At 64.7% G+C, this 16,097-nt stretch carries 12 protein-coding genes; 5 read left to right on the forward strand and 7 right to left on the reverse strand.

The window, feature by feature from the left end; translation table 11 throughout:
* Positions 1-91 precede the first annotated feature (91 nt).
* The 4 genes from D3879_RS21605 to D3879_RS21620 all read right to left on the reverse strand — a co-directional run bounded on the left by D3879_RS21605 (position 92) and on the right by D3879_RS21620 (position 5,031).
* Positions 92-2,197, reverse strand: coding sequence for an acetate--CoA ligase family protein (locus D3879_RS21605; protein ID WP_119956278.1), 2,106 nt, complete (start codon positions 2,195-2,197; stop codon positions 92-94).
* 18 nt (positions 2,198-2,215) lie between these two features.
* On the reverse strand, positions 2,216-3,376 hold the full coding sequence (locus D3879_RS21610; RefSeq protein ID WP_119956280.1) for an acyl-CoA dehydrogenase family protein: 1,161 nt from the start codon (positions 3,374-3,376) through the stop codon (positions 2,216-2,218).
* 29 nt (positions 3,377-3,405) lie between these two features.
* Positions 3,406-4,197, reverse strand: coding sequence for an enoyl-CoA hydratase/isomerase family protein (locus tag D3879_RS21615; RefSeq protein WP_119956281.1), 792 nt, complete (start codon positions 4,195-4,197; stop codon positions 3,406-3,408).
* A 291-nt stretch (positions 4,198-4,488) separates the two neighbouring features.
* Positions 4,489-5,031: a helix-turn-helix domain-containing protein gene (locus D3879_RS21620; protein WP_119956283.1), complete on the reverse strand. Its 543-nt coding sequence runs from the start codon at positions 5,029-5,031 to the stop codon at positions 4,489-4,491.
* Positions 5,032-5,190: 159 nt separating this feature from the next.
* On the opposite strand from D3879_RS21620, the gene D3879_RS21625 reads away from it, so the two are divergent.
* Together D3879_RS21625 and D3879_RS21630 are read left to right on the forward strand one after the other, a co-directional pair.
* Positions 5,191-5,973: an aldolase gene (locus D3879_RS21625; protein WP_119956285.1), complete on the forward strand. Its 783-nt coding sequence runs from the start codon at positions 5,191-5,193 to the stop codon at positions 5,971-5,973.
* 60 nt (positions 5,974-6,033) lie between these two features.
* Positions 6,034-6,921, forward strand: a complete 888-nt coding sequence (locus tag D3879_RS21630) for a dihydrodipicolinate synthase family protein (protein ID WP_119956287.1) — start codon at positions 6,034-6,036, stop codon at positions 6,919-6,921.
* Between the two features lie 56 nt (positions 6,922-6,977).
* On the opposite strand, the gene D3879_RS21635 is transcribed toward D3879_RS21630, so the two are convergent.
* Entirely contained in the window at positions 6,978-8,390 is a 1,413-nt protein-coding gene (locus D3879_RS21635; RefSeq protein ID WP_119956288.1) for an amino acid permease, read from the reverse strand.
* Positions 8,391-9,130: 740 nt separating this feature from the next.
* Here D3879_RS21635 and D3879_RS21640 point away from each other — a divergent pair.
* The 3 genes from D3879_RS21640 (at position 9,131) to pfkB (ending at position 12,832) form a co-directional block, all read left to right on the forward strand.
* Positions 9,131-10,495: a pyridoxal-phosphate dependent enzyme gene (locus tag D3879_RS21640; protein WP_238474291.1), complete on the forward strand. Its 1,365-nt coding sequence runs from the start codon at positions 9,131-9,133 to the stop codon at positions 10,493-10,495.
* Positions 10,496-10,539: 44 nt separating this feature from the next.
* Positions 10,540-11,697 (forward strand): trans-sulfuration enzyme family protein, encoded by a 1,158-nt coding sequence (locus D3879_RS21645; RefSeq protein ID WP_119956289.1) that lies wholly within the window; start codon positions 10,540-10,542, stop codon positions 11,695-11,697.
* 181 nt (positions 11,698-11,878) lie between these two features.
* A complete protein-coding gene (gene pfkB, locus D3879_RS21650; protein ID WP_119956291.1) occupies positions 11,879-12,832 on the forward strand; it encodes a 6-phosphofructokinase II in 954 nt (317 codons plus the stop codon).
* 199 nt (positions 12,833-13,031) lie between these two features.
* Here pfkB and D3879_RS21655 read toward each other — a convergent pair whose 3' ends face one another.
* Both D3879_RS21655 and D3879_RS21660 read right to left on the reverse strand, forming a co-directional pair.
* The gene (locus tag D3879_RS21655) at positions 13,032-15,323 is read right to left on the reverse strand and encodes an ATP-binding protein (protein ID WP_238474292.1); all 2,292 of its coding nucleotides are present in this window, start codon (positions 15,321-15,323) and stop codon (positions 13,032-13,034) included.
* Positions 15,320-16,093, reverse strand: coding sequence for a substrate-binding periplasmic protein (locus tag D3879_RS21660; protein ID WP_119956293.1), 774 nt, complete (start codon positions 16,091-16,093; stop codon positions 15,320-15,322). The genes D3879_RS21655 and D3879_RS21660 overlap by 4 nt, the downstream gene beginning before the upstream one ends.
* Between the last annotated feature and the right edge of the window lie 4 nt (positions 16,094-16,097).

Below are 16,097 nucleotides of genomic sequence, written 5' to 3' on the forward strand. Positions count from 1 at the left end.
TGCTCCCTCTCCCTTGAGGGAGAGGGCTGGGGAGAGGGTGCATGCGAGCGCCCTTCTCCCCCGGCCCCTCTCCCCCTAGGGAAGAGGGGAGTTATTTACCCAGGCGGATCAGCGCGTCGACCGCAACGGCGCCTTGCGCATTCACCAGCAGAGGGTTCACGTCCAGTTCCAGCAGTTGCCCGGCGTTCTCGCAGGCGTAGTCCGCCACGGCCCGGATCGCGGCGACCAACGCGTCCAGGTCCGCCGCCTCGCGACCGCGAAAGCCTTGCAGCAACGGCGCACTGCGCAAGCTCAGCAACGCCGCGCGGATCGCACCATCGGTGGTCGGCAACAGCAGGCTGCGGCTGTCCTTGAGCAGTTCGACGAGAATCCCGCCGGCACCGATCACCAATGCCAGGCCGAAGCCCGCTTCACGCTTGATGCCGACGATCAGCTCCGCCAGCGGCGGGGTCGCCATGCGTTCGAGCAGCAGTTGATCGAAAGGCACACCCGGCGCGTAGTCGGCGATGCGCTGACGCATCTGCTCCAGCGCGTTCTGTAAGGCCGGGGCATCGCGCAGGTTGAGGGCCACCGCACCGGCTTCGGTCTTGTGCGGCAACTCGGCACTGACCGCCTTGAGCACCAGCGGATAGCCCAGCTTCGCCGCCGCTGCCAACGCCTCGGCAGGCGTACTCAGAACGCCCTGCGGCGTCGGCAGGCCGAAGGCGCGCAAAGCCTGCTTGGACTGCCACTCATCGAGCAACTGGCCCTGGCCTTCCAGCGCCTGCGGGCAGAGCGGCAGCAATGCCGACTCGCCCAGTGCCAGTAGCGCTTGGCGGCGCTGCTGATAACCGGCAATCCGGCCCCACGCGGCCAGGCCATCTTCGACCCCTTGCAGAGCCGCCACGCCCTGCACATGCAGGCGTTCGCGGGCGCTGGCCGGCAGCAGCTCCGGAAATGCCGAAGCGACAAAACCGGTCTTGCCATGCCGTGTCAGCGCGGCGCAATACAGCTCCAGCAGCAGGTCGCATTGCGGCCTCTCGCCTGTCGCTTCACCCGGATAATCGAGAACCAACAAAGCGGCGTCGGCCGGTGTGCGCAGCGCGCTGTCGAGCATCTGGTCGAGGGCATCGCGGTCGCCCCAGATGGCGGTGGTGAAGTCCAGTGGGTTGGCCAGGTTGGCGTAGCTCGGCAGCACCTGCGCCAGCTCGACGCGCTGGCTGTCATCCAGCTTCGGCAGGCTCAAGTCGTTGCGTTCGGCATAGTCGGCGATCAGCCCGGCATCACCGCCGGAGCAAGCCAGCGCGATCAGGTTGCCGCCCGCGGGCAGGTTGCCGCAGGCAGCTGCCTTGAGGGTTTCGACGAAGCTCACCGGGCCGCTGACGCGGATCACCCCGAGACGCTCGAAAAGGCTGTCGTACAACGCATCGGAGCCGGCCAGCGAGCTGGTGTGGCTGAGCGCCAGTTCGGCACCGATCTGCGATACGCCGGTTTTCAGCGCGATGATCGGGATGCCCTTCTCCAGCGCCTTGTGCGCCGCGCGGGCGAAGCCGGGGACGTTCTTCAGGCCTTCCAGGTGCAGGCCGATGGCGGTGACGCGCGGCTCGTCGAGCAGCACGTCCATCAATTCGGCCACGCCGAGCTGCGCCTGGTTGCCCACCGAGGCCATGTACGCCACCGGCAGCGAACGGTCGCTCATCGACAGGTTGTAGGCGAAGTTGCCGCTCTGGGTCAGCACCGCCACGCCCTTCTCCACCGGTTTGCCACCGTGCGCCACCGGCCACAGCGCGGAGCTGTGCAGGTAGTCGAGCAGGCCGTAGCAGTTGGGCCCGAGCAGCGCCATGTCGCCAGCAGCGTCGAGCAGTTGCTGTTGCAGGGCTTGGCCTTCGGCGCCGGTTTCGGCAAACCCGGAGGCATAGCAGATCGCCCCGCCCGCGCCTTTCGCGGCCAGTTCGGCCACGCAGGCGAGGGTCAATTCGCGGTTGGTGGCGATGAACACCGCATCCGGCCCACAGGGCAGGTCCGCCACCGAGCGCACGCAAGGTACGCCTTCGAGACTGTCGTGCTGCGGATTGACCAGCCACATCTGGCCTTGATAACCGCCCTCGGCGCAGCGCTTGAGCGCACGCGCCATGCTGCGCCCGCCGATGAAGGCCAGATGGCACGGCGCGAGCAGGCGTTTGAGGTTGTCTCTGATTCGTGCAGCGTGTTGGGACATGACTGTTCTCCTGCCCGATCAGCGCAGCAACGGCCGCAGCAGCTCGCGGGAAATGATGTGGCGCTGGATTTCCGAGGTGCCTTCCCAGATCCGCTCGATCCGCGCGTTGCGCCAGATGCGCTCCACCGGGCCTTCGTCCATCAGGCCCATGCCGCCGAAAATCTGCACCGCTTCATCCGCCACCCGGCCGAGCACTTCGCTGGCGAACAGCTTGGCCATGCCGGCCTCGCCGTCGGTCATCGTGCCCTGGTCCATCTTCCAGGCGGTGTGCAGGGTCAGCAGCTCGGCGGCGCGGATTTCCGTGGCCATGTCGGCCAGCTTGAACGACACGCCCTGGTAGCTGCCGATGGGTTGGCCGAACTGTTTGCGATCCGCCGCCCATTGCAGCGATACATCCAACGCGCGCTGGGCCTGGCCGATGCAGTTGGCGGCGACCATCACTCGCCCGGCGGTGAGCCAGGCGTTGGCGACGTCCCAACCCTTGCCCACCTCGCCGAGCACTTTCGAGGCCGGTACGCGGCAGTCGTCAAAGAAGATTTCATAGGTGTGGTAGCCGCGGTTACTCACGCACTTCGGCCCGCGGCGGATGGTCATGCCGGGGGTATCGCGGTCGACCAGGAAGGAGGTCACGGCGTTGCGCTTGCGGCCGTTGTGTTCGTAGGTATCGGTAACGGCGAAGACGATGGCGAAGTCGGCGTGCCCGGCGTGGCTGATGAAGTGCTTGCTGCCATTCAGCACAAAGTCGTCGCCGTCAGGCACGGCGCGGGTCTTGATCGAGTTGGCATCGGAGCCGGCGCCCGGCTCGGTGAGTGCGAAGCAGTCGATCTTCTCGCCCTGGATGCTTGGCAGCAGGTAGTCCTCGATCTGCTGGCCCTTGCAGGCCATGAGGATTTTCGACGGCCGCGCGACGAACACATGCAACGCCCATGAGCATTTCGCCAACTCACGCTCGATCAGCGCCTGCGACAGGTAGTCGAGGCCACCGCCGCCGACTTCTTCCGGCATGTTGAAGGCATAGAAACCAGCGGCGATGGCCTTGCCGCGAATCTGCGCGGCCAGCTCCGGGGAGACCGCATCAGCACGGTCGACCGCCTCTTCATGGGGCAGCAGCTCCTTCTCGACGAAGCTGCGCACCGCGGCGACCAACATTTCTTGTTCTTGGCTCAGTTGGAAGTTCATCTTTCTTACCTGTCGAGGCTGGCTGGCGATCAGCGGCCGATGAAGTTAGGGGAGCGTTTTTCCACCGCTGCGCGTAGCGCTTCGGCGCCGTCTTGGCTGCGGCCACAGAGCAGGCCGGCGGTCAGTTCCGCGCTCAGCTGCTCGGGCAAGCTGCGCTGCGCACCTTCACGCAGCAGTTTCTTGGTCTGGGCGAATGCGAAGGTCGGGCCGCTGGCCAGCCGCGAAGCCAATTCGCCAACGCTGGCGAGCAATTGCTCATCGGCGCACAGCTCACCGACCAGCCCCGTGGCCAAAGCACGCTCGGCATTCCAGAGTTCGTCGAGGAACAGCAGACGCTTGGCCTGTTCGCTGCCGATCAAGCGCGGCAGGTGCCAGCTCGCACCGGCATCCGGCGAGTAGGCCATGCTGGTGTAGCCAGCCTTGAAGCGCGCGGACTGCGCGGCGAGGCGAAAATCGCAGCACAGCGTCAGATCCATCCCGGCGCCGACGGCAGTGCCGTTGATGGCGGCGATGGTCGGTTTATCCAGGCTGTGCAGGCGGGTCATCAGGGCATGGGCGGCCTCCGTCCAGCCATAGCTTTCCAGCGCGCCACGGGCTTCGGCCTCGGCCCATTCGGCGAGGTCGGCGCCGGCGCAGAAGCTGCGGCCATTGCCGGTCAGTACCAGCACGCGCACGGCCGGGTCGGCATTCAGCTCATCCAGCAAGGCGTGCAGTCCCTTCAGCGTCGGGATGTCCAGTGCGTTGCGCTGCTGCGGACGATTCAGGGTGATCCAGGCGATGCCGGCTTCCACCTGGCTGAGCAGAGGCGATTGAGTAGTCATGCGAATCCTCGTCTTGTTGTGTTTGTCATGAGGTAGGGAAGTGCATGGGGAGATACTAAACGAGTGTTCAACAAGCTCACAATCCACCCGCATGAGGGCCTGTAACGCCTGTAACAATCGCGCTAAGCAGCTGTTCTGGAAGGGGAATCAGGAAAGAGAGGTGGCTCGAGCGAGCGCAGTTGTTACAACTTTGAACAACTCAGGACCGACACCGAGGGCGGAAGCCGAAGCAAGGGTGATCGCAACGAACCAGAGGGAATCCGCTGCGAATAGGAAGGGAACGAAGCACTATCAGTCTTCGCTGCTGTGCACTACCACCAGTAACTCGGCCTGGGTGTCGCCCAGCGAGCGAATGCGGTGGGGTTTCTGTGCGTTGAAATGCAGGGCGTCGCCGCGATTGAGGATGACTCGCTCAGTCATGAAATCGACCTCCACCTGGCCCTCGTGGACGAAGAGGAATTCCTCGCCGAGGTGTTCCTTGAAGGTGGAGGTGCTGAAGTCCGCTGGCGGGTAGATGATGAACGGCAGCAGCGTCAGCCCGCTGACCTGCGTCGCCAGCACCGCATAGGCCGGGGCCTCGTCGTTCGCCGCAAGCGACTTGCGCTGGTCGCTGCGCACCAGGCTGTAGCTGTCGAGCTTGTCGCCCCCCTCCGAGAACAGCTCTTCGACGTTGACGTTGAGGGCCTTCGAGAGTTTCAGCGCCGCCGCGATCGACGGAGTGTTCAACCCCCGCTCCACCTTGGACAGGTAGCTTTTCGTCATGCCGGTTTTTTCGGCCAACGTCTCCAGCGTGACGCCAAGTTTTTTTCTCAACAGTTTCAAACGGATAGACATGCTTTAAGCCATCACTCTGGGGATGCAGCAGTTTTCGACTTGCGAATGACACATTGTGTCATGTAGCTTGTTTTGTGTCATTCGCAGCCTGGCGTGCTCGATCCAGCAGCCAGCAAAGGCGAATCCCCTTGTGCATACCCTGCAACCAGGAGCCCAAAAATGGCTGAGACACTCGCGTTACCCAAAGACCAACTGATCCAACAAGCGCTTGTGCAAATGAAGACCAACCTTGCCGATAATACGTGGAGCGACCGGCAAAAGCTGGCCCTTACCTGCCGCATTCTGTTCGAAGGGGGCCACGATTCCGGCCTCGCCGGGCAGATCACCGCGCGTGGCCCGACACCCGGCACCTACTACACCCAGCAACTGGGCCTGGGCTTCGATGAAATCAGCGCAGGCAACCTGCTGCTGGTCGATGAAGACCTCAAGGTATTGCACGGCTCGGGCATGCCCAACCCGGCCAACCGCTTCCACAGCTGGGTGTATCGCGCCCGTCCAGACGTGAACTGCATCATCCATACCCACCCGGTGCATGTCGCCGCGCTGTCAATGCTCGAAGTACCGCTGGTGATCTCGCACATGGACCTGTGCCCGCTCTACGACGACTGCGCATTCCTGAAAACCTGGCCCGGCGTGCCGGTGGGTAACGAGGAAGGCGAGATCATCTCCAAGGCCCTCGGCGACAAACGCGCCATTCTCCTCTCGCACCACGGCCAGTTGGTCACCGGCGCCAGCATCGAGGAGGCATGCGTGCTCGCGGTACTCATCGAGCGCGCGGCGAAGATGCAGCTACTGGCCATGGCCGCAGGCGAGATCACGCCGATTCCCCCGGCCCTGGCCAAGGAAGCGCACGACTGGATTTCCACCCCGAAACGCCATGGCGCTGCCTTCAACTATTACGCCCGGCGCAGTCTGCGTGAGCACAGCGACTGCCTGAGCTGAGTCTTCGGCGCGTTCAACCCGCACTCCCAAGTGCTACCCACTCGAATACAGGTACGCCTCATGTCCAGTTTGTCCATCCACGGCATCATCGGTTACACCATCACGCCCTTCACCAGCGACGCTGACGGAATCGACCTCGAAGCGCTCGGCCGCTCGATCGACCGGCTGATCGCCGGTGGCGTGCATGCCATCGCCCCGCTCGGCAGTACCGGCGAAGGCGCCTACCTCAGCGAGCCCGAATGGGAACAGGTGACGGAGTTCAGCCTCGCCCATGTCGATAAACGCCTGCCAAGCATCGTCAGTGTCTCGGACCTGACCACGGCAAAAACCATCCGCCGCGCCAAATACGCCGAAGCCCATGGCGCCGAGGCGGTGATGGTGCTGCCGATTGCCTACTGGAAACTCAGCGAAGCCGAGATTCTCCAGCACTACCGTGCGGTCGGCGAGCAGATCGGCATCCCGATCATGCTCTACAACAATCCGGCCACCAGCGGTGTCGACATGCCGGTGGAGCTGATCATGCGCATTTTCAACGAGGTCGAAAACGTCACCATGGTCAAGGAGAGCACCGGTGACATCCAGCGCATGCACAAGCTGCGGCTGCTGTCGGAGGGCCATATACCCTTCTACAACGGCTGCAATCCGTTGGCGCTGGAAGCCTTCGCGGCGGGCGCCAAAGGCTGGTGCACGGCCGCGCCAAACCTGATCCCGGAGCTCAATGGCCTGCTTTACCAAGCAGTGCTGGAAAACGATCTGAACAAGGCGCGCGAGCTGTTCTACCGGCAGTTGCCGTTGCTCGACTTCATTCTCAAGGGCGGCTTGCCGGCCACGATCAAGGCCGGCCTGCGCCTGACCGGGCTGGAAGCAGGCGTACCGCGGCTGCCGGTCAGTGAACTGAGTGAGGCGGGCTATCGTCAACTGAAAGAACTGCTTGGCACCCTACGCTGAAAGCCGCACGAACAGAAACGCCGCCGTAGTCCGGCGGCGTTTTTGTCGGCCGCTCCTCAGCCTGGGTTGCCGACCACCTGCACCTGCGCGACCCGTTTGCGGTTGATCAGGAAGTAAGCCGCATAGCAGATCGCGATAAAACCGAAGCCCCAGTACAGCGACGGTCGCTGTGTCGGGTCGATGGCCAGGAACACGAACAGCGAGCTGCACAGGGCGATGCACGCCAGCGGTATGAAGGGATACAGCGGAGCGGAGTACTTCAGGTCGGCAACCGTGCCGCCGGCCTTCAGGTGTGCACGACGGAAGCGGTATTGCGCCAGCGCGATAACGATCCAGGTCACGGTGCCGGACATGCCGCTCACCGCCATCAACACCATGAACAACGTGTCCGCGGCGATAAAGCTGGTCAACAGCGAGATCAGCGCGAAGCACAGGGTGATGCTCAGGGCACGCAACGGCACGCCGCGCGAACTCAAGGTCGACAGGCTTTTCGGCGCCATGCCGGTTTTCGACATCGCCCAGAGAATCCGCGTGGACGCGTAGAGGCCCGAGTTACCGACCGAGAGAATCGCCGTGAGGATAACGAAGTTCATCAGGTCGGCGGCATAGGGAATGCCGACCATGTCGAACACCTGCACGAACGGACTCTCCATCAGCCCGGCCTGCTGCCAGGGCACGATGGCGGACAACACCACGATCGCCAGCACATAGAAGATCAGTACGCGGAACACCACGTTGCGCACGGCCTGGGGAATGCTCTTCTCCGGCTGATCGGTCTCGCCGGCGGCAACGCCCATGATCTCGCAACCCTGGAAGGCGTAGACCACCGTCATCATCACCGCGAACACCGCCGAGATCCCGTTGGGGAATAGCGAGTCGCCGATCAGGTTGGACATCATCGGTGCCGGCGCCCCGCTGCTCAGCGGTATGCCGCCGAAGATCACCAACAGGCCGACCGCGATGAAGATCAGGATCGCCGCGACCTTGATCCCGGAGAACCAGTACTCGGCCTCACCGAAGGCGCGGGTGGCCAGGGCATTCAGGCCGAACAGCACGGCGACGAAGAAGGCCGACCAGTACCAGATCGGAATGTCCGGAAACCAGCGCGTCATCAGCATGCCCGCCGCGGTGAACTCCAGCCCTACCGTAGTCGCCCAGCTCATCCAGTAGACCCAGCCGATCATGAAGCCGGTAGCCGGCCCGATATAGCGCGTGGCATGGGCCTGGAAGGAACCGGAAACCGGCATCTCCACCGACAGTTCGCCCAGGCAGACCATCACCAGGTACATCAACAGACCGGCCACCAAATACGCCAGTACCGCGCCCACCGGCCCGCCCTGGTTGATGGTGACACCGGAGCCCATGAACAGCCCGGTACCAATCACGCCCCCGAGGGAGAGCATGAAAATGTGCCGGCTTTTCAACGCGCGGGTCAGTTGGACGCCTTGTCGCTCTTGAGATTCAGCCATGACGCACCTCCTAGGCTCTGACGGTGCGCGGGACGGATGACCCAAGGTCATCGCGGGGGGAAAGGTCAGCTTTACGGCGGTTCATTATTGTTATCTCCAATAAGCTTCGAAGGCCGCGTCGAGCGCGGCTAGTCTCGATTATTGGAAGGCGATGTAAGCTCGTGTTGAACGCCAGGATCGAAGATGTAAAAAATCGTAAGGATTTTGTGCGCTGCCCGCCGGGCGACTGCAACAGATCGGCCGGGGCCACCTCGAGCATCGCAGCCATCGTCGCAAGGCCGGCGCGAGCTCCGTCAGGGCCGATTCCACCTCGTCGAGGGCCAGGGTCTCGACTTTCCGCGGGCAACCACCGCTGCCCTGTAGGCCATCCGCATCGTCCCCATGAGGGGCGGCACATGCTTCTCGAACATTTCCCGCAACAGCGCCAGCAGGTCCATCAGCTTCCATAAAATAAATCCGCCCCCTTTCCCGTCCGTCCCCTTTCCGACATTCAGATGGGTGGCGTAGCAGAACTGGCCTTGGGAAATTCGAGTTGCAGGCGAGTCATGGCGGATCTCGTGGGCAAGAGACGCGAGTCGGAGCGCCTTTCTACGTGGCCAGACCCGGCTGGCCCAGCGACAGGGAAGTGCCTATAACTAAAACAAGGCCGATCCGCTGTGCTCCGGCTCTGCATAGGTCTGCGCCAGGGTGCGGGCCGACAGGACCGCGCCGTATCGGCAGCTGTAATGAGGACCAAGCCTATGTCCGCCAATCCCTTACTCGACATGATCGGCAACACGCCGATTCTGCAGCTCACCCGTTGCGACACAGGTCCTTGCGAGCTGTTCGTGAAGTTGGAAAACCAGAACCCTGGTGGCTCGATCAAAGACCGCATCGCCTTGACCATGATCGAGGCCGCGGAAAAGAGCGGCCAGCTGCAGCCGGGCGGAACCATCATCGAAGCCACTGCCGGCAATACCGGCCTGGGCCTCGCCTTGGTGGCCTCGCAAAAGGGCTACCAGACGCTGCTGGTGGTGCCGGACAAGATGAGCCGCGAGAAAATTTTCCACCTCAAGGCGCTGGGGGCCGAGGTGCGTCTGACCCGTTCCGATGTCGGCAAGGGCCACCCCGAGTATTACCAGGACTTGGCGCGCTCCATCGTCAATGAGCTGCCGGGCGCCTACTACATCGACCAGTTCAACAATCCGGCCAATGCCTGGGCCCATGAAAGCGGCACCGGCCCGGAAATCTGGCGCCAACTCCAGCAGCGGGTGGATACGCTGGTGGTGGGAGTGGGCTCGGGCGGGACGCTGGGCGGGTTGACGCATTTTTTCCAGCGGGTCGCACCGCACACCGAGTTCGTGCTGGCCGACCCGGAGGGTTCGGTGCTGGCCGATTACGTGGAGACCGGCCGCACCGGCGAAGCGGGCAGTTGGCTGGTGGAAGGCATAGGCGAAGACTTCGTGCCCGCGCTGGCGGACTTCTCCTTGGTGAAGCGCGCCTATCGCATTTCAGACGCCGAGAGCCTGCACACTGCGCGCCTGCTGCTCAAGCAGGAAGGGGTGTTGGCCGGCTCCTCGTCCGGCACCCTGCTGGCTGCCGCCTTGCGCTACTGCCGCGAGCAGACCACGCCGAAGCGGGTGGTGACCTTCGTCTGCGATAGCGGCAACAAGTACCTGTCGAAGATGTTCAACGACTACTGGATGATCGACCAGGGGCTGATCGAGCGCCCCAGAGCGGGCAATCTGCGTGATCTGATCGCACGCCGTTACGACGAAGGCACGACCGTCACCTGCAAGCCGGGGGAAACCCTGGCGGCCGTGTATGCACGCATGCGCTTCCATGACATCGATCAGGTGCCGGTGATGGAGGGCGATCGGGTGGTGGGCCTACTCGACGAATGGGACCTGCTGCGCGCCGTGAAGGACGCAGCGGAGCATTTCCAGTTGCCGGTGCGGGAGGCGATGGTGACCCATCTGCAGACCCTGGGGCCGGATGTGCCGATTGAACGCCTGTTGCAGACCTTCGATGAGGGCCACGTGGCGCTCATCGTCGAAGAGGGCCGTTTTCTCGGCTTGATTACCAAGAGCGACGTGCTGAACCTCTGGCGGCGTACCCTGCGTTGAGGGGATGACGCGCTCTGGTTGGCCGGTAGCGCATAGGAGCCGCCATGTCCGAATTCGAAACCATGACCGTGCATGCCGGCTACGAGCCGGACTGGACCGGCGCGGTGATGCCACCGATCTACGCCACCTCGACCTTTCGCCAGCAGTCGCCCGGGGTCCATGCCGGTTATGAGTACGGGCGCAGCCAGAACCCCACGCGCCAGGCGCTGGAGCGGGCCATCGCCGAGCTGGAGGGCGGCGCCCAGGGATATGCGTTTTCCTCCGGTCTGGCGGCGATTGCGACTGTGCTGGACATGCTGCCGGCGGGCAGCCACATAGTCGCGGTGGATGACCTGTACGGCGGCACTTACCGCTTGTTCGAGCGGGTGCGCAAGCCCAGTGCGGGCTTGCAGATCAGCTATGTGGCGGCAGACGCCGGCGCCGATGAGCTGGCCGCGGCACTCCGGCCCGATACCAAGATGATCTGGGTCGAAACCCCGACCAACCCCACGCTCAAGCTCTGCGATCTGGCGCTGGTCGGCCAGTTGGGGCGCGCGCGCGGCATCCTGACCGTGGCCGACAACACCTTCGCCTCGCCCTATCTGCAACGGCCGCTCGAGCACGGTTTCGATATCGTGCTGCATTCGGCGACCAAATACCTGAACGGCCATTCCGACGTGATCGCCGGGCTGGTGGCGGTGGCCGATCGGCCGGAACTGGTCGAGCAGCTGGGGTTTCTGCAGAACGCGGTGGGCAGCATATTGGATCCCTTCTCCAGCTTTCTGACGCTGCGGGGCATGCGCACGTTGGCGCTGCGCCTGCAGCGCCATGGGGAGAACGCCTTGCAGTTGGCCGAATGGCTGGAGCGCCAGCCGAAGGTGGCGGCGGTGCTCTACCCTGGTTTGCCGAGCCATCCCCAGCACGCCTTGGCGGCGCGCCAGATGCGCGGCTTCGGCGGCCTGATCAGCCTGTATCTGGCCACCGATGGCGAAGGCACCCGGCGTTTTCTGGAGACCACCCGACTGTTCACCCTGGCGGAAAGTCTGGGCGGGGTGGAGAGCCTGATCAGCCAGCCGGCCAGGATGACCCACGCCTCGATCCCGCCCGAGCGGCGAGCGCAGCTTGGCGTTACCGATAACCTGGTGCGGCTGTCGGTGGGGATCGAGCATGCGGATGATTTGCGCCGTGATTTGGAACTGGCCTTGGCGGCGATACCGGCTTAGACGAACCGCACGGAGGCGGCGTGTTTGCCAGGGCCGACGCAACGTTGCGAGGGTTCCCATGCTCCGCCGTGGGAACCCTCGAAGCAGCCCTGCTTATGACCGGTGAAGTGGTAGCTTTATCGGTAATGGCCGCACCCGTGTGCGCGGCCAGTCAGGGGCTCCGCCCCGGGGAGGAGTTCCTATGCCCAGCATCGTCACCCTGACCCTCAGCCCGGCGCTCGATAGCGCCACCAGCACCCCACGCCTCTATCCGGACGCCAAGTTGCGCTGTAGCAAGCCGAGCTACGCCCCGGGGGGTGGCGGTATCAACGTCGCCCGCGCCATCCACAAGCTCGGCGGCCACGCCCTGGCGCTATTCCCCGCCGGCGGTCCGAGCGGCCGGCACCTGGTCGATCTGCTCGGCGCCGAAGGGGTGCCCTGCCAAGCGCTGCCGATCGCCGAATGGACCCGCGAATGCCTCAATGTGGTGGAGCAGGCCAGCGCGCAGCAGTACCGCTTCGTCATGCCCGGCGCCAGCCTGAGCGCGGCGGAGCAGGAGCAACTGCTGGCGGCGCTGGCCGCCCTGCCGGCCCTCGACTATCTGGTGATCAGCGGCAGCCTGCCCGCCGGCCTCGCCGCGGATTTTCTGCCGCGCCTGCTGCACTGCGCCGGGCAGCGCGCGGCCCGCTGCATCCTCGACAGTTCCGGCGAGGCGCTGCGCCAGGCCCTGGACGTCGGCGGGGTGTTCCTGATCAAGCCCAACCTCCATGAGCTCGGCGTCCTGGCCGGGGTGGAGATAGGCGAGCCGGAACAGCTCGCCGGCATCGCTCGCGGCCTGGTCGCGGCCGGCAAGTGCGCGGCGCTGCTGGTCTCGCTCGGCCCCCAGGGCGCGCTGCTGGTCACCGGCGAGCTGAGCGAGCGGATTCCGGCGCCGACGGTGAAGAAGCTCAGCACCGTCGGCGCCGGCGACAGCCTGGTTGGCGCGCTCACCCTCAAGCTGGCCGCCGGCGCCGCTTGGCCGGAGGCCGCGCGCTACGGCGTAGCCGCCGGCAGCGCCGCGCTCATGAGCGAGGGCTCGGAACTCTGCAACCGCGCTGACACCGAACGGCTGTTCGCCTGGCTACAGGCGCACCCTCAGGGCGGCGCGCAGGGCTGAAGCCGAACCTGTTCACGATCTGCTGCGCAGAAGCTGTAGAGGCGAACTCATTGGCTGTAGCTGATGCGATGAACTGAAAATCCTGTAGGAGCCAGCTCTGCTGGCGATGCTTTTGCGCTGGCGGCTATCGCCAGCAGAGCTGGCTCCTACATAAAGCGAGATCGTGAACAAGCCCTTAGAGACGCGGCGGCAAGCGGGCTTAACCGGCAGCCTCGCCAGCCAGCAGCAACGTCAGCCGGGTCTGGGCCTGCGCCAGCGCCTGCTGCACGGCGGCGGCCTGGCCCGTCAAGGCGTTGTCGTCGTCCTGCTCGGCGGCCCTTTCCACTTCGCGCAGCTGCCGCGCCAGTTGGCGAAAGCCCATGGAATCGGCCGAGCCCGCCAGGCGGTGGGCCAGGGCGGCGGCTTGCGCGCAATCGGCCTGGTCCAGGGCGGCCCGCAAGGGTTCGCCCTGCTGCCGCAGGCTGGCGTCGAGCAGGCGCAGCAAGTTGAGCAGTTTCTGCGGGCCCAGCAGTTGCCTGTGGGTCTCGAGGACGCGCAGGTCCAGGGCCTCATCGTCCCTGGCGGCTGGTGCGGCGCCGTGCAGCTGGCCCAGGGCCTCGCGCAGGGCTCCCAGGCGCAGGGGTTTGCCGATCACTCCGTGCATGCCGGCAGCCAGGTAACGCTGTATCTGTTGCGGCTGCAGGCTGGCGGTGAAGGCGAAGATCGGGGTGTCGCGATTGAGCCCTGCAGGGTCTGTGCGGATCTGCTGGCACAGCTCCAAACCGCCCAGGCTCGGTAGGTGCATGTCGAGGAGGATCGCCGCGAAGCGCTGGGAGCGGCACAGGGCCAGGGCCGGCGCAGCATCCTCGGCCACGCTCAGCTCATGCCCCTCGCGCTCCAGCAGGGCGACGGCCACCTCGCGGTTGAGCGGCACATCCTCCACCAGCAGCAGCCGCAACGGCGTCACCACGGTCGGCGCCAGTATCGACAGCGGTGCCGCCGAGCGCGGCTCGCCTTCACGGCTGCGTTCGAGCCAGAGCTCGAACCAGAAGCAACTGCCCTCGCCCTCCCGACTGTTGACGCCGATGCTGCCGCCCATGGCCTGCAGCAGGCGCTTGCTGATCGCCAGCCCCAGCCCGGTGCCGCCGTAGCGCCGGGCGACCTGCTCGCTGGCCTGGGTGAAGCGCTCGAAAATCTGCGCCTGCACGGCCTGAGGAATGCCGATGCCATCGTCGCTCACGCTGACCCGCAGCCGCTGCCCGGCGGCGCCCTGTTCCAGCACCCGCACCTCCAGTTCGACGCTGCCGGCCTCGGTGAACTTGATGGCGTTGGCCAACAGGTTGGTCAGCACCTGGCGCAGGAACTGCTCCGAGCCATGGCAGCCTGGCTGCAGGCGCGGATCGAGGATGCGTCTGAGCCTCGTGCGGTTCGCCTCGGCCCGCGGTTCGAGCAAGGTCAGCACCTCATCGAGCAACTGCGCCAGGGAGAAGTCGAGCCGTTCGGGGACCACCGCGCCCTCCTCCAGCTTGGCGATATCCAGCACGTCATTGAGAATCGCCAGCAACCCCTCCCCGGCCTTGTAGAGCGCCTCCAGACGTTTGCCGTCGCGCTCATCGAGCGTTGCACCGCGCAGCAACTCGGCCATGCCCAGGATGCCATTCAGCGGGGTGCGTATCTCATGGCTCATGGTCGCGAGGAAACGTGATTTGGCCAGGTTCGCGGCCTCGGCATCATCCTTGGCGCGCATCAGGCTAGCCGTGCGGCGCTCGACCATTTTCTGCAATTCGTCGCGCTTGTCTTGCAGCGCCACACGATCCGCCTCACGCCGATGGATATCGCTGAGGATGGCGCGGCGCATGTCGTCCAGCGCGTGCGCCACCGTATCGATTTCGTCCTCGGCAGCGCCGCTGCGTTTGTCCAAATGCAGCGGCTCATACCAGTCGCCCGCAGCAATCCGCCGGGCGAAGTCGGCCATGACCTGCAGATGACGGGTGACCAGGCGGTAGAACAATCCGGAGAGCGCAATCGCCAAGCCACAGAGAAACACACTCATCCACAGCAGGCTGGTCAGCCCGGTGGCATACAAACGCCGGTAGACCGCGCCAAGATCGATGCTGACTTCCAGCTCACCGAGCTGCCGCGAGGCCCCCAGCGGCGGCTGGTAACGCAGCTCGAAGCGCTCGATGCGCAATGGCCCAGGCGGCTGTTGGTTACCCTGCAGCAGTTCGAAGTCGGCACTGTCCAGGCGGACGCGGGCGATATCCGGAAAATCCACCAACCCACGCAGCTGCACGTTCAGCTGTTCCTGGTTGAGGTCCCACAAGCTGCGCTCCAAGCTGGCGAGATAACCGGCGCGGATCAGTTCCAGACGCGCCTCGATGTCCCGCATTTCGCGGCGATATTCGAAATACAACTGCACGGCGCTGGCGAGCATGGTGAAGCACAGGCTGAACAGCAGGATAAACAGCAGCAGACGCCGCAACAGCCCACTGGCCCCCGGCAAGCTGCTCACCGTGCGCCCGCCGGCAGGCTGATCATGTCGCGATAGGTGGCCTCGCTCTCACTCAGCCAGAGCTCGATCGACCCGGCGTCAACCAACCGTTGCAGCTCGGCGTCGATCTCCGGCATGTGGGTGGCCAGGCCAGAACGGCGGGACACGGCCAGGCGCAGGTAATCCACGCTCAGCGACATCGGAAGGACCTGGATATCCGCGGCCCCCGGCAGATGCTCGACGAACAGCTGGCCGGTGCGCCGCTCATGGGTGATGAAGTCGATGCGGCCGCGGATCAGCTTGCCGAAGTTCTGCTGGCTATCGGACACCCACTCGATATTGCCGTGCTGGGTGACGAAACGATCGAAGTCCGGCCCATAGCTTTCGCCAAACAATAGGCCGCCCCGGTAGTTCGCCAAATCCTCAAGGCGCTCGATGTGCACCGGATGCCGGCGGTTAACGAATACCGCCACCTCCTCGCGCAAGACCGGCACGCTGGAGAAACGCATGCTCTCCTCGCGTTGCGCCGTGCTGTAGGCCAGCACCACATCCACTCGCCCCTCGGCGGCGTCCAACAGACAACGTTTCCAGTTGCCGAGCACCACTATTTCAACCTCATAGCCGAGGTTGCCGAACAGCGTCTGCACCACCCTTGGCGCAAGGCCGCGCACCTGTTTGCCATCGCTCCAGGAAATCGGTGGATAGACCGGATAGTCGCAATAACGAATGCGCTCAGCCGCCGGCACAGCCGTGGCCATCAACAGGAGCAACAGGCTGCCGACACGCCACATGGCG

Source organism: Pseudomonas cavernicola (assembly GCF_003596405.1).
GTDB lineage: Bacteria > Pseudomonadota > Gammaproteobacteria > Pseudomonadales > Pseudomonadaceae > Aquipseudomonas > Aquipseudomonas cavernicola.